Annotated in this window: 12 protein-coding genes; 7 read left to right on the top strand and 5 right to left on the bottom strand. The window is 60.2% G+C overall.

Going from position 1 to position 14,585, the window contains the following annotated elements; genetic code table 11:
* Genes ACTHJR_RS12595 through ACTHJR_RS12605 form a run of 3 tightly spaced genes read left to right on the top strand, consistent with a single transcriptional unit; the run spans window position 1 to window position 6,121 of the window.
* Window positions 1–1,791, top strand: a complete 1,791-nt coding sequence (locus ACTHJR_RS12595) for an AIPR family protein (protein ID WP_440523578.1) — start codon at window positions 1–3, stop codon at window positions 1,789–1,791.
* A complete protein-coding gene (locus ACTHJR_RS12600) occupies window positions 1,788–3,446 on the top strand; it encodes a site-specific DNA-methyltransferase (protein WP_440523579.1) in 1,659 nt (552 codons plus the stop codon). The genes ACTHJR_RS12595 and ACTHJR_RS12600 overlap by 4 nt, the downstream gene beginning before the upstream one ends.
* Window positions 3,443–6,121: a DEAD/DEAH box helicase gene (locus ACTHJR_RS12605; RefSeq protein ID WP_440523580.1), complete on the top strand. Its 2,679-nt coding sequence runs from the start codon at window positions 3,443–3,445 to the stop codon at window positions 6,119–6,121. Before ACTHJR_RS12600 ends, ACTHJR_RS12605 begins: the two co-directional genes overlap by 4 nt.
* 250 nt (window positions 6,122–6,371) lie before the next feature.
* Here the strand turns inward: ACTHJR_RS12605 and ACTHJR_RS12610 are convergent, their stop codons facing one another.
* A complete protein-coding gene (locus ACTHJR_RS12610; protein ID WP_440523581.1) occupies window positions 6,372–6,938 on the bottom strand; it encodes a hypothetical protein in 567 nt (188 codons plus the stop codon).
* A gap of 9 nt (window positions 6,939–6,947) precedes the next feature.
* Window positions 6,948–9,845 (bottom strand): Ti-type conjugative transfer relaxase TraA, encoded by a 2,898-nt coding sequence (gene traA / locus ACTHJR_RS12615; protein ID WP_440523582.1) that lies wholly within the window; start codon window positions 9,843–9,845, stop codon window positions 6,948–6,950.
* 171 nt (window positions 9,846–10,016) lie between these two features.
* On the opposite strand from traA, the gene ACTHJR_RS12620 reads away from it, so the two are divergent.
* The 3 genes from ACTHJR_RS12620 to ACTHJR_RS12630 all read left to right on the top strand — a co-directional run bounded on the left by ACTHJR_RS12620 (window position 10,017) and on the right by ACTHJR_RS12630 (window position 11,168).
* Window positions 10,017–10,343, top strand: coding sequence for a conjugal transfer protein TraD (locus ACTHJR_RS12620; RefSeq protein ID WP_440523583.1), 327 nt, complete (start codon window positions 10,017–10,019; stop codon window positions 10,341–10,343).
* Between the two features lie 16 nt (window positions 10,344–10,359).
* The gene (locus tag ACTHJR_RS12625) at window positions 10,360–10,581 is read left to right on the top strand and encodes a conjugal transfer protein TraD (RefSeq protein ID WP_440523584.1); all 222 of its coding nucleotides are present in this window, start codon (window positions 10,360–10,362) and stop codon (window positions 10,579–10,581) included.
* An 86-nt stretch (window positions 10,582–10,667) separates the two neighbouring features.
* Complete coding sequence (locus tag ACTHJR_RS12630) at window positions 10,668–11,168, top strand: MucR family transcriptional regulator (protein ID WP_440523585.1); 501 nt, start codon at window positions 10,668–10,670, stop codon at window positions 11,166–11,168.
* A gap of 22 nt (window positions 11,169–11,190) precedes the next feature.
* On the opposite strand, the gene ACTHJR_RS12635 is transcribed toward ACTHJR_RS12630, so the two are convergent.
* The 3 genes from ACTHJR_RS12635 to ACTHJR_RS12645 all read right to left on the bottom strand — a co-directional run bounded on the left by ACTHJR_RS12635 (window position 11,191) and on the right by ACTHJR_RS12645 (window position 13,396).
* Window positions 11,191–12,093: a HEPN domain-containing protein gene (locus tag ACTHJR_RS12635; protein ID WP_440523586.1), complete on the bottom strand. Its 903-nt coding sequence runs from the start codon at window positions 12,091–12,093 to the stop codon at window positions 11,191–11,193.
* Between the two features lie 71 nt (window positions 12,094–12,164).
* On the bottom strand, window positions 12,165–12,491 hold the full coding sequence (locus ACTHJR_RS12640; protein WP_440523587.1) for a sigma factor-like helix-turn-helix DNA-binding protein: 327 nt from the start codon (window positions 12,489–12,491) through the stop codon (window positions 12,165–12,167).
* Complete coding sequence (locus tag ACTHJR_RS12645) at window positions 12,488–13,396, bottom strand: ArdC family protein (protein ID WP_440523588.1); 909 nt, start codon at window positions 13,394–13,396, stop codon at window positions 12,488–12,490. The genes ACTHJR_RS12640 and ACTHJR_RS12645 overlap by 4 nt, the downstream gene beginning before the upstream one ends.
* 514 nt (window positions 13,397–13,910) lie before the next feature.
* Between ACTHJR_RS12645 and ACTHJR_RS12650 the strand changes: the two genes are divergently transcribed.
* Window positions 13,911–14,114 carry a helix-turn-helix transcriptional regulator gene (locus ACTHJR_RS12650; protein WP_440523589.1) on the top strand — a complete coding sequence of 68 codons (204 nt, stop codon included), beginning with the start codon at window positions 13,911–13,913 and terminating at the stop codon, window positions 14,112–14,114.
* The last annotated feature ends 471 nt before the right edge of the window (window positions 14,115–14,585 follow it).

Consider the following 14,585-nt stretch of genomic DNA (forward strand, 5'->3'; position numbering starts at 1 on the left):
ATGGAAATTGCTCAACAAAACCTCCTCAAACGCCATCTGACCGACGTCTACGCCGGAAATTTGCCTGCACTTTTGCAACCATCGACCGACGCGGCCCAGAACGAGCAAAAAAACCTCGCCCGATCGCTTAGCGCCTTTTTCGTCCATCATCATTGCGGCGCATCGGTCGCGGACGCTTGTGCATCTGTGGTTGATGATTTCGGGGACTTGGGCATTGATGCCATATATTACCAGGACGACCTTAAGACCCTGCTCCTTATCCAAAGCAAACTCAAAAGGTCGGAACAGTTTTCACAGGAAGAGGCTAATAATTTCTGCCAGGGAATTCGCAAAATAGTTGTCTCCGATTACGTCGGATTCAACCAGAATGTCATTGATCGGCAGATTGAAATCGACAGCGCGTTGGACGAATGCGAATACATCCAGATTGTAGTCGCTCATACCGGTCAGGCGTTAGGTCAGTATCCGAAACAGGCCCTGGCGGATACGATCAACGATCCTGCACATGGCGAGGAACGCTTCGCCCCTGATGTTCTGGATTTTGCTTCTCAGGATATTATCGCCGCTTTGCGTACGGTAAATGCACATGATCGGATTGATTGTAGAATCACGCTATCCGACTGGTCGAAACTCGCCGGTCAGCGCACAGCCTACATAGGCATGGCGAACCTTGGAGAGCTTGCTTCCCTACATCTACAGTACGGACGAGCACTTTATGCACGAAACATTCGCGCATCACTCGGCCACAAAACTGATGTGAACCGAGCAATTGACGCAAGCCTCCGACAAAATCCCGGCGACTTCGAGTTTCTCAACAATGGCGTGACCGCACTGTGTGGCAACATTCAGGGCCGCGCAGGTAGTCGCACCGCCAAGAGCTTCAAAATTAGCAAATTTTCTATCGTCAACGGAGCGCAGACTGTTGCTACAGCCGCTCGTCGCGTGAGCGCGGCCGGGTCGGCGAGCATTGCTGACGCTCGGGTTTTATTGACGGTGATAGCTGCCGATTCCGAAAACGCATTCGGACAGTCAGTCACCCGAGCCCGCAACCATCAGAACGACGTTGGCAAAGCGGATTTCATCGCGCTGGATGGGGAGCAGGAGCGCATCCGAACCGAGCTTGCGCTGCTCGGCTACCGCTATTCATACCAAGCCGAGGCACTCGACCTCGCTGATGAGAGCATCATCCGAGCGGAAGAAGCATCATTTGCGATAGCGATGCTTCTTGCCGATCCTCGCTTGCCGGTCACGGCGAAGCGTAACTCAGCAAGCCTTCGAAGAGTCGGTCAGTATCCATATTCTGCGATTTTCACGCCTGCGCTGGTAGTTTCGGAGCTGCGCAATGCGGTACTCGCCTTCCGATACATAACGCGACGCATGAGTGAAGAGGCGGCAGGTGCTGGCAACGAGCAAGAACGATTAACCTACCGGCATGGCGCTCACGCCCTATCCTTTGTGATGATGAAGCGCCTCCGAACGGCTATCGCTGGAGATGCCGTTCTGGACCCTCAGAAGCTCGTCGCCGTGGTCGGGCCAGAGTTGGACACCCTACGGCAGATGCTTTGGGCAGAGACACAACCGCTTGCTGCTGGACGCAACCCGCTAAACGTGTTCAAAACGCAAGCTGATGTCAGTGCCATCGTCCGCTCGATGATGACGCAGCATTATGGCCTACAAACCAACCCGGCTCTCCCACCGCTACTCGCGCTGCCCATCGGCGACGAGCCTTATCCAGTCCGCCTGTTCACTTTCCTTTCAAATCAAGCTCCCCAACTCGGTAATCTGACATGACAAAGAAACAAAAACTCGAACTGACTTGGGTTGGGAAGGAAAATAGACCTCGGCTGGAACCGCGCATTCTGATCGAGAACCCGCAAAAGACATATCACGCTACGGCCCGGGTCAGCGAGAATGACATCTTCGATAACGTGCTGATCCATGGCGATAACCTGCTGGCGCTTAAAGCGCTCGAAGCTGATTATGCCGGAAAAGTGAAATGCGTCTTTATTGATCCGCCTTATAACACTGGCAGCGCGTTCACTCACTACGATGATGGGCTGGAACATAGCATCTGGCTGGGCTTGATGCGTGACCGATTAGAGATTCTCCGCCGCTTAATGTCCGACGATGGCACCCTTTGGATAACTATCGACGACAATGAAGCACACTACTTGAAGGTTCTGTGTGACGAGGTTTTTGGAAGGTCGAATTTCGTTGCAAATGTAATCTGGGAAAAGTCCGACAGCCCAAAAATGGATTCGCGTTTTTTCTCGTCTCGCCACGACCACATCCTGACCTATGCGAAAAACATAGAAACGGCGAAGCTCGCCCGCTTGAACACCAACGAGGTGGCCTCTCACTTCAATAAAACTGACGAGAAAGGCAGGCATTATTATACCAAGCCTCTCAGGGCGATGGGCAGCGGCGATGACACGCGGGAAGCGCGCCCTACGATGTTCTTTGCTTTGACCGCTCCGGACGGCACTAAAGTCTTCCCAATGCGTCCAGACGGGGTTGAGGGCCGGTGGCGCTGGTCTCCAAAAAAGGTCGAGGCCGAGGCTGACAAGATCGAGTGGGTCAAGGGACGGCAAGGATGGTCAGCCTACTACCGCATCTACGCGGACAGTTCGACGGGCCGACCGCCCGAGACCATTTGGACACATGCCGATGTCGGCAGCAACCGAACATCAAAAATCGAAATTCAAGCACTTTTCAGCGACGTTGAGCAATTCACAACACCAAAGCCGGAACGGCTAATTCAGCGCATCCTCGAATTGTCGTCGGGTCCAAATGATTTGGTCCTCGACTCGTTTGCTGGCTCTGGAACTACCGGAGCAGTTGCGCACAAGATGGGGCGCCGCTGGGTCATGATCGAGTTGGGAGAGCATTGCACGACTCATATCGTGCCGCGCTTACGTCAGGTCATTGAGGGTAGTGACCAAGGCGGCATCAGCAAATCGGTCGATTGGAAGGGAGGCGGCGGTTTCCGCTATTACGAACTCGCTCCCTCGCTTTTGGAAAAGGACAAATGGGGCCGCGAGGTCATATCGAAGGAATATGATGCGGCCATGCTGACGCAGGCTTTGTGCAAGCTGGAAGGCTTCACCTACGCACCTAGCCCGGACGTTTACTGGCAGCAGGGCCACTCGTCCGAGAGTGATTTTCTCTATGTTACGACGCAAAACCTGGGGCCGGAAGAGTTAGCTGCCTTAAGCGATGATGTCGGCGAGGGCCGCTCGTTGTTGATCCTTTGCGCCGCGTTCCGTGGTAACGCTGACCTCTGGCCCAACCTTACATTGCGCAAAATTCCGAATCACATCCGTAGTCGCTGCGAATGGGGGCACGACGATTACAGCCTCAATGTCGCCAATCTTCCGCAGGCCGAAGTGAAGGCTGCGCCGCCAGCGCCACAGCCAGGCCTCTTCGACGAAGGAGATGCCGCATGAGCAACCTTCGTCATGTGAACGCCATAGCCGGTCGTTTGAGCCTCCGACCGCCCCAACGCCGTAGCTTGGAAATCCTCGACCGGGTGACCGAGATCGTACCGCCATCAAAGGCTGCCGACATCGCCGCCGCGCTCGACATCCTCAAGAGCGAATATGCGGGTGTTGTCAATTTTGAGCGAGACTTCCCATCGCTCTGCTTCGCGCTTGCTACCGGCGTGGGCAAAACGCGCCTCATGGGCGCGTTCATCGCCTATCTAAAGCTGGCTCACGGCATCAACAACTTCTTCGTGCTTGCACCGAACCTCACCATCTACAACAAGCTGATCACCGACTTCACGGCGAACACGCCCAAGTACGTTTTCAAAGGCATTTCCGAGTTCGCTATTTCGCCGCCCGTATTGACTACTGGCGAAACCTACGAACGGCAGATCGCATCGGGCGGTCAGCTATTCCCGACGACAATCAACATTTTCAACATCGCTAAAATCTCCTCCGAGGTCCGCGGTGGCCGCAGCCCTCGCATCCGATCATTCCGCGAAGAGATCGGCGAAAGCTACTTCGATTATCTCGCCAGTTTACCCGACCTAGTGTTGCTGATGGACGAGTCACATCGCTACCGCGCCACCGCCGGGATGCGGGCCATCAACGAATTGAAACCGGTTCTCGGGCTTGAGCTGACCGCCACCCCGTTCGTGGAAAGCACGCGTGGGCCGGTGCCGTTCAGCAATGTCATCTTTGACTACCCGCTGGCGCGGGCAATGGAGGATGGTTTCGTCAAGGAGCCCGCCGTCGTCACCCGCAAGGATTTCAATCCAGCTGGCAAATCGCCCGAAGCCATTCAGATGATGAAGCTGGAGGACGGCGTGCGGCTTCACGAGAGCGTGAAGGTCGATCTGGAAACCTATGCCCGCGAGAATGGCGAGCGCATAGTCAAGCCGTTCGTTCTCGTTATCGCACGCGACACGACGCACGCCGCCGAACTAATGGGGCTGATCCAGTCGGATGCGTTCTTTGAAGCCCGCTATGCCGACAAAGTGATTCAGGTCGATTCCAGCGTGAAGGAAGAGGAGACCGTCGAGAAGTTGTTAACGGTCGAGCAGAATGACAATCCGGTCGAGATCGTCATTCACGTCAACATGCTCAAAGAGGGTTGGGACGTAACCAACCTTTACACGATCATTCCTCTAAGGGCGGCCAACGCACGCACGCTGATCGAGCAGAGCATCGGGCGCGGTCTTCGCTTGCCGTATGGCAAGCGCACAGGCGTTACCGCCGTGGACCGCTTGAACATCGTCGCCCATGACCGATTCCAGGAGATCGTGGACGAGGCGAATAACCCCAACTCGCCAATTCGCTTGAAGACGCTGGTTCTCGACGAAACCGACCTCGCGCGTAAGACGGTGACGGTCGTTTCAACGCCGACTATCCTGGGCAGTCTTGGCCTTCAAACCGCTCAGTCAGCGGACGGCGCGGCCTCCGCTGGCCCCGCACCGACACCTGCCTTCACCGACCCCGATGAACTGCGCGTGGCGCGCCTCGCCTACGATGCGTTCCGCAAGCTGGCGCGCGATCCCGAGAAGGTGCCGAGCGTGTCTTACCTGTCGCGCCCGGACGTGCAGGAAAAGATTGTCCGCGAGGTTCGTAGCCAATATCAGCCCGCACAGATGGAGCTTGAGGGCGTTGCGAAACCAGCCCCCGACATGGTCGCTGTCATTGCCGCTACAGCGAAGCTCATGGCCGAGCGCACTATCGACATTCCACGCATCACCGTAATGCCAACAGGCGAGGTAAAGGCAGGTTTTAAGCCGTTCACGCTTGACCTGAGCGGGATGCGTTATCCAGCGCCTAGCGAAGAGCTATGGGCGAAGCATCTCCGCACGGATCAGGTTGATGTGATCGGCCTGTCGCAGGGCAACCTGTTGGAGCGTCGGCCTGAGGATTATGTTGTCAGCGGCCTTATCGACTTCCCCGACATCGCCTACGACGAACATGCCGACCTGCTGTATGAGTTGGCAGGCCAAGTGGTGCGCCATTTGCACACCTATCTTTCGGAGAAGGATGCCGGTCAGGTGCTGGCGCTCCATCAGCGCGAGATCTCGCGGGCCGTCCACGCCCAGATGCAGGATCATTTCTGGAAAGACGATACGGTCGAATACCACCACGAAGTGCGGCAGGGATGGACCGAATTGAAGGAAAGCGCCTACACCGCCCTTCGAGAGGCTCCGCTCGATTATCGTGTTCCGCCTGCGGACAAGAGTAATATGGCCCGCTATCTCTTCGGCGGGTTCGCCAAATGCCTGTCCACCGTCACCAAATTCCATTCGGATTCAGAGCGAAAGCTGGCAGTCATCCTTGAGCGTGAAGCGCTCAAATGGATGCGCCCGGCCAAAGGCCAATTTCAGATGTTCTATCGCAGTGGCAATGACCATCTCGAATACCAGCCCGACTTTGTTGCCGAGACGGCGGATCGCATCCTGATGCTGGAGCCAAAAATGGCGACGCAGATGCAGGACAAGTACGTGCTGGCGAAGCGCGAGGTCGCCATCCAATGGTGTAGCTGGGCGACCGAACATGCCAAAACCTACGGCGGCAAGCCTTGGCACTATGCCCTAATTCCTCATGACGCCATTGCCGAGAACATGACGCTTGAGTTCCTGTTGACGCAATACGGATAGCCGTTGCTGTCGATTAAACGCGACGACACCGACCGGCGCGGCGAAGTCGGGCCAACACACCCTGGCCTACGCCGCAAGCGAGATCGCGCGGGTAGTGACGATCAATGCGATGGGCGCAGTCCCGAACCTTAACATGGTCGCCCAGCTCGTCCAGCTGCCGCTGATGATCTGGCCGCCGCGTGGCATTGCCCGATTGCGGCAGCTTTCGGGATCGGCCGCTCCGTCGTCGAACGACCGATATTAGGGCGCGTTACCGACGTTCCGCCGGTCTTTCAGGCGCTGTCGGTCGCTGGCCCGCTTCGGACGCTCGTACGCCCATGGTACGTGCCGCCATCCATTCCGGCACATGCCAACTCGCTGGCAGCGATCGGGCAATGGCGCCAGGCAAAACCGCCCAGATCAGCATGCCGATCAATAGTCCAGCGGCTGCATGCCAGCGCTCGCGTTTGACCTGCCGATCGGTCGCCTGCCCGCGCCTGATCATACCATCAACCCGCCCAAGTGCCTGGTCGAACGCGGAGCGCGCCGTATCCAGCATGCGGCGATCCTCGATCCGCACCGTCTCGGCTGCCTTGGTTATCTCCTTGACCAGTTCGACAGGCGACAAGGAGATGGCACGACTGTGTTCGATCGCGGCGAGCCGCTTGTTGTGCTCGCCACGCGCGTAGGCGATCCGTCCGAGGGTCTCGCCATAATCGGGTATCTTCTCACGCTCCGCTGCCAGGCCGGCAACGGCGCTGTGCAGCAGGCTGAGTTCACGCCGCACGGCCTCAAAGGCCTGTGCGGGATCGGGCTGGTTGGTGGCGGTTTCGGTCATGAAGCAGGCCTAAAGCCCCATTCCCCGCGAGCGCGAGAGGCTGAGGCTTTGCTGGAGCTCATGGGACAATGACGCTCCAGCCCGGCCGCGGATTCCGAGCTCGCTGACGCGGTTACGCAGCAGCGACTCGAGCTGCGCGTCGCGATGCAGGCTCTTTGCCATCAGGTCGAGCTTGTCTTTGACGCCCTCTGCGGCGAGGTAATCGCCATTCCGCTCCAGCCGGCGGAACTGGCGCGTATGCACCTGCCAATCTTTCACGAACCGATCGGCGCGATTGGTAGCATCGATGCGCATCTCGTTCTCGGCGACCATCGCCTGGATCGCCTTTGCCGTGCGGCCGTTCGCCGCCTCACCGACCAAGGCGGGATCGCGGGTCATCGCTGTGCCCAGATCCCGCGCGCCGTTTCGCTGAAGCGCATCGACCGCTTTGCCCGCCTCGGCCATGGCCTGACGCTGGTGGGCCAATGGCTCATAGCCCATGTCGCGCATGCGGGTGATATCCTGGGCGGCGCGAGCGTAGCGCTCGACCGCACGGTCGAGCGGGCTGCGTTGCGGTTTGTCGATCGGATCGGCGTTGAGCGTCAGACCGTCGAACATCGAACGTCGCGGCGGCGCCGCTTCGGCCGGCCTAACCGGCACGGCGATATCGACGATCGGCGCGTTGAAGTCGCGCGCCGGGACTGGGGCACGGTTGGTCTGGACAGCCGGCTGCGGCGCGCGCGCATAATCGGACGCCACGTCCTTGCTGCGCTCGCGCGACAACGTTCGCACCAACCTGCCCTGATCAGCGAAGTCGTCCTTGCCGTAGTGCAGGTCGACGCCATCGCGATGCCGCGACAGCGCGACATAGGCGGCATGACGATCCATCCCCGGCGTCGCGAGAACATGAGCGCGATCGACCGTCATTCCCTGTGCCTTGTGGATGGTCGCGGCATAGCCGTGATCGATCTGGTTATAGTCCTTGATGTCGAACGCGATCGAGCGGCCATCGTCGAGCTGCACTGCCATGCGAACGCTGCTGACCGTTTCGATCGTACCGAGCGTCCCGTTCTTCACGCCAAGGCTGCGCTCGTTCTTGAGGAACATGATACGGGCGCCGCTCGCGAACGCCCGCTCGCCTCGTTCGGTCTGAACGATGACATCGTCGCCGAGTTGGCCGGCGCAACCCAGCCGTTCGCGCGCTGCGAGGTTCAGCGCAAGAACCTCATCGTTGGTATGCGTGAGGATGATGCGTGTGCGATTGGGCGCGCTCGCCCGATCTCGCTCCCAGCGATCGATCAACTCGCCTCTCGCGCCCTCGCGGGTGTCAGCAACGTGGACGCGACCGCTCTCCTCATAGGCCGCAATCGCCTCAGCCGTGCGCCCGGTCGCCAACTGCCGCGTCGCATCGCGCTGCCAGTCCTCATGCTGACGGCGGATCTCGGTGATCTCGACACAGCCATGACGCTCGGCGGTAGAGCGGAACGCAGCCCCCGCTTCGATCGCCTGAAGCTGTTCGGGATCGCCAACCAGCACTACCTTGGCGCCGCGCTTCTCGGCTTCCGACAAGACGCGCTCGAGCTGGCGCGTGCCGATCATCCCGGCCTCGTCGATGACGAGGATCGAGCTCTGGTCGAGAAGTTCGCGACCCTGCCCCCATTGATGTTCGATGCTGGCGATCGTCCGCGAGGCGATGCCCGATCCGCTTTCCAGGTTCTCGGCGGCAATGCCGGAAAGCGCCAGGCCCTGGACGTGGTAGCCGGCACGCTCCCATTCGTCGCGCGCGATGCCCAGCGTGGCTGACTTGCCCGTGCCGGCATAGCCGGTGACGATTGCAAGGTCAGATGGTCGCGTTATGTGCGCGAGCGCGGCTTGCTGCTCTCGCCCGAGACGCAGGCCGTCACTCCCGGCGGCACTGTTGAGCCCCCTCTGCATCGCCGCCGGGAGACCATGGCCGTCGCGACCGGCGAGGCGCTCGGCAGCGCGCTCCAGCCGCGCTTCGGTTTCGATCATGTCGCGGCTGGTGAACCGCTGTTCGCTGCGGCCGTCCTTGCCGAGCGCGACCAGCTCGGGGCTCGCCTTCACCGCCGCCATCACCCGATCGAACTGGTCCTTCCCGTCGCTATGGCGGTGGACGAACATGGCGAGATCGCGCGTCGTGAATGTCGCTTGTTGGTGCGTGATCGCATTGAGCGCGAGCGCGGGATTCGCCAGGAGCTTCTCGCCATTCGCGCGCGCGATTGCGCGGTGCTCTTCGAGCCGCTCGGACTCGAGTCCATCCGCCGCCATGCGCGAAGCCGCCGGGCCGATCTTGTGCTGCGGTTCGAGATCGATGCCCTGCGCTTCCAATGAGCGATGATCGATCCGCGCGTCGATATCGAGTTCGGCCAGCCGCTGGTTAACGTGGTCGCTCCAGCGCTCGCGCCATTTCTCCAGCAGATCGGTACGGTTCCAGTCGCGGTTCTTCTTGCCGAACCCGTCTTCGCCAACCTCGCGCATGGTCAGCATGACGTGCGCGTGCGGCTTGGCGAGACCGTCGGCTCCGATATCCCAATGCACATTGAGATCGGCGATCATGCCGCGGTCGACGAACTCGCGCTGCACGAAGTCGCGGGCCAACTCGACGCCCTGTTCCTGGTTCATCTCGCGCGGGATCGCGAACTCGATCTCGCGGGCCAGTTGCGCGTCGATCCGCTTCTCCGCCGCCTCGACCTCGTTCCACAGCTTTTCACGGTCGGAGAGGTGTTCGGGTGCGCCATCCGGCAGCATCACTTCGGAATGGACGACGCCCGACTTGTTCGAGAAGTCGTGATGCCGGTCGAGCCGGTCATCGTGCAGGCGCGAAGCCGAGCGATACGCGGCGGACGCAAGTGCCGATGATCCGGCGGCTCGCGAGATGACCTTTGCCGAGAAATGGTAGATCGCCATGACGGCAATCCATCTACACTTCAGAAGCGACGTCGGCACGACGTATAAGCGCGCCCTCGAAAGATTTCATCATTCTCGGGACTGCAGAATCCCAAGAGATTTCAGGGCATTGTCGCTGATCGACACGCTCGATATCTGGTCTGTCCTAACGCTGCAAATGAGGACAAGCAGATGCGTAAACCCCGCGATTTCGATGCCGAGCTGAAGGCGCTCAACGACAAGGCCAGGCAGCTGAGAGAGCGCAAAGTCCATCAGTTGGGCGAGTTGGTGATCGCGACCGGTGCCGATGAACTGCCGATCGAACAGCTGACCGGACTGTTGCTGGCCGGCAAGGAAAGCAAAGACGCAGGCGCAAAGGAGAGTTGGCGCAAGCACGGCGCGGCGTTCTTTCAACGCGAACGGACAAGCACTGGCGGCAGCGATCGTAGTGACAATCGCGGCGCTACGCAGAATGAGGGCGGCACGCAATCGAGTGCTGGCCAGTCGCGCCAGAACTGACACGCGCACCTGGGTCATGAAGCGCAGCGAGCGTACGCGACACTTGATCGAGCTTGGCGGCCTAGTCGCCAAGTCAGGGCTCATCGAACTTACTGATGACGACCGCGCCGTGATCTTCGGATTGCTGCTGGAAAGCGCGGCGATATTGCGCACCGACGAGCGCGAGAACAGTATCCTGCTTTGGCGTCGGCGCGGAAAGCGCGGGTTTGATGCTGGACAAACGACGCCATCAGACTAGTCGCGATTTCCGCTACGCTGGCGAAACATCCATTTTGGATGTAATTCGAACGGTGCAATCAAGCGCGCCGTTCCTTGGGAGAATTTATGAGCGAAGACACTGCCCTCAATCCGGTGGAACTGGCGACCGAACTTACGATCGCGTGGCTATCCAATCCGAACACGCGCGCGACGGCCGACGAAGTTCCGGCGTTTCTCGCCAAGATGCACCAGGCGGTGAACGAACTCGCGACATCGGCGGAATCCGGGGAGACCGCTACCGAAGAAGCGACCGCCGAATACACGCCGGCCGTCTCGGTCCGGAAGTCGCTTGCGTCGAAGGATCACATCATCTCGATGATCGACGGTAAGCCGTACAAGACGCTGCGCCGCCATCTCTCGACGCATGGCCTGACGCCTGAGGAATATCGCGAACGCTACAGCCTCAAGGCCGATTACCCGATGGTCGCACCGAACTATTCGGAACAACGTCGCGCGATGGCGCACAAGATTGGCCTCGGCGCCAAGGGCCGGGCCGCCCGTGCCGGCGCAGAGGCCGCGGCGCCCGCGCCCGCCAAGCGCGCGCCACGAATGTCGACGACGGCCTGAAAGTCAGCGAGCGTCGCGCGGCCTAGCCGTGCGGCGCGAGCCGCTTTTCGCACGCCTCCTTCACCAGCGTCTGCAAAAGCTCTATCCGCTCGGCGAGCCATTCCAGCTCTTCCGGCGTGATCTTGTAATGGGGCGAGTAGCGGGCGTTCACATAGGCCTGCTGGAGCAGTTCGAAACAGCGCCGCCCGAACTTGGTGTCACGCGGCCAGACCTGGATTAGGTCGAGCACCAATGGCTCCGCCAAGCCTCGCAGAAAATTGAGCTTGTGAGACTTCGGGCTGTAGAGGGTCAGCGTTAACAGCACGCAATGATACAAGCGTTCGGCGGTTTGATGCAGCAGAAATGCGGCGTCCCGGGGTTTGTCGCTGTCGATATAGAAGCTGGCGCCAAGGCGAGCGCTTTCCGCCTGTTCGTACCAATAATCAAAGTGCTTCTGCGCTTCGGCCCGCGCCGCTTTCTCGGTTAGCGGCCGAGGCGTTGCGAAAGGGTACCCCTCCGCTTCGTAGAGAGCGACGCCTTGCTCGATCGCATCGATGAAGAACGGGCGACCGTGAACTAGCTGGTCGTTCACTTCGGTAAGGCTGTGCACGATGAACGTGACCGGCGCACTAATGCGCTTCGAGATCGTCACCTCGCGAACAAAATGGTCATCGGCCTTGGCCCAATATTCGACCGGATCGGTCAGGCGCTTGTCGTTGACGACGACGAGAATGTCATAGTCGGAATAATAGCCGCCGACCGGGTCCTCGACCCAATCGCCACGTGCATAGGAGCCGTAGAGGATCACCTTGAGGATGCGCCCCTGCTTCTTCCATTTCTGGGTGGCGAGCGCGGTCGCGTCCTCGAATTCCGCGAACAGAATCTGCACGATACGTTCGAGGTCACGTCGCTTCCGGTCGGGCAGATGATCGAAATCGGTTCGCATTGCGGCTCATCCTAACGGCACGATCGCGCTACGGACAGCCTCGCCGGCAAGGCGGCGAGGCTATCGACATATCATCGACTCTTCCTTGCCTTCAGGCACCGAACCAGCCGCTTCCAAATCGGCTCGCGCGCGGGTCGATTGAGCGCGTAGTAAATGCTGAGCAGGCTGTCCGCGAAGTGGCGTTCAACCTCCCTGACGCTAAGCCCGGTCCGCTCGGCAATCTCGGGATAGCTGAGGTTATCGAGACGAACCGACAGGAATATCTCGCGCTGCCGTCGGGGCAGGCGCCGCACCGCATGGTCGAGCCTGGCCAGTTCTGCGGGGTCGACCGCGTTGTCTGCGACATCTTCAAAGGACGCGAGCGACCGTTCCAAGGCGCGCTTGCTGCGGGCGGTCATTGCCCTGCCTCCTCATCGCCTTGCGCGAATTGCAGGAGATAGTCGGCCGCCTTGCTGGCAGCACTCGCCGCGCGGAAGATCGCCCTTTCGTTCTCCCGCAACACGGCCAGCCAGGAACCGATATAATCCGCATGCCGTACTGTCGGCTGGATCGACAGCGACGCGCAGGCAAAGGCGCTCGCCATTTCCGCGACCAGTTCCTCGCGCGCATAGTCTGCGCTCCCAAACGCGCCTGTCTGATTGCGATCGAGCCGGCTGCTATGCCCGGTCCAATGGCCAAGCTCGTGCAAGGCTGTGCGATACCAGTTGATCCGCTCGGCAAACGCGGCCGGTGGCGGTACCGCGACGAAGTCGGCGCCCGGCGAATAATAGGCTTCGCCGCCTTCGATCCGAAAATCCGCGCCGCTTGTTCGGATTAGTGCTTGCACGCTCGGGATCATATCGACGTCCGCCGGAAGGTCGGGCACGCTGGTCAATGCCTCAGGCAGCCCCTCGCACTGATCGACATTGAACACGGTAAACCGCTTGAGGAACGCAATCTGCCGCGCGTCGCGATCCTCGTCCTGTGCCCGCGCCTCCTCGGCCTTGGGCGTAAAACGATCGGCGTAACAAACGACAGTCCCACGTTCGCCACGCCGGACATTGCCGCCCGCCGCTTGTGCCTGCCGATAGGTCAGCCAACGCTGCGACGAATAGCCGCCCTGGATCACCGCCGCCCACAGGATCAACACGTTTATTCCCGAATAGCGCCGCCCCGTCCCGGCATTATGCGGCATGGTGCAACCACACGCCGCGCTGTCCCAAGGCTGCACCCAGGGCAGACGTCCCGCTTCCAGTTCGGCGATCACCCGCGACGTCACCTCGGCATAGAGGCTCTGCCGATGGTTCTCGGTCCCGTTCTTCATCTTCCTTACTCCCAAACCACCGCAACCGGCGCCGGAATGGCGGGGTGGGCGGCAGGAGCGGACCGACAGTCCCGCCGATAAAGGCGGGCCGCACCCGACAGGGCCGAAACGAAGAGGAGGACTCCGGCGCAGCCGGAGTTGCGGCACGCCGCGGCGGGACTACAGGGAAGCGACGCCCACCCCGCCAAACCGCGTGCCGGAGGCACAACGCCATCGCGCCTGCGCGATGTCCGTAGACCGGAGCGAAGCTCCGGCACACGTCATGCGATCGTCATCCGAATGGACCGAGACGCGAAGCGACTCGGCGGCGCGCAAGCGGCGTAGAGCGCGGTCATGCCGAAGGCGTGAGACGCCCTGGGATTCCTGCCTCGAAAATCACCCCCTACGCCAGAGCATCTTTTTGGGCTCTGTTGGGCGATCTACGGTGCACTTCGGACCTGCCCCCCTTGCGGGCGCTCCGACCAATCTCAATCCTGTCCGCGGGGCGCCAAACCAATGCAGACAGGATCATATTATGACCGGCACCCCCGACCGTATCCTCCGGCTCAACGCCGTTCTCGACCGCACTGGCCTCAGCCGCTCTACCCTCTATCGCAAGGTCGACCAGGGTACGTTTCCGGCACAGGTGCAGATTGCCGCCCGCTGCGTCGGGTGGCGTGAATCCGATGTCAGCGACTGGATGCGCAACCCGATGTTCTACGCGGCCGGAGATGGTTGATCCTATGCGCAGCTAAAGTGACAGAAAAAGCGTCCGCAGAGTATCGATAGTTTCGGTGAGCCCGGCCGCCCATATCTAACAGGAGCAGATCGGCGGCCTTATTGGGGCGCTTGAACCGCTCCCTGATTTTCCTGATTGCCCGGTCGACCCACACCTATAAACCCCAGTTATAAGCCGCAGGCGCTACGGGTAATGAACGGCAAAGCTGATATATCGGGCTTGGGCCGTCGTGGAAGAGTTTCGAGTACCTAGCTCAAGCGTGGCGAAGGCGAGGAGCTGAGGTGATCGAGGGATTCGGATTACGTGATCCGCTGGAGTTTCGAGTCAAAGAAGCATTCCATGTTCCGCCGAATGACCACCTCCGTCCGCTTCAAGGCAGCGTGTGCGGCGAACATCCCCGCCACGCCTATAGGCGGCCAAATGAGAAGAAAAAGGTCGATCCAGTAGAATACGGTCAAGGAGCACCCTGCC

This window comes from Sphingomonas sp., assembly GCF_051962185.1.
GTDB lineage: Bacteria > Pseudomonadota > Alphaproteobacteria > Sphingomonadales > Sphingomonadaceae > Sphingomonas.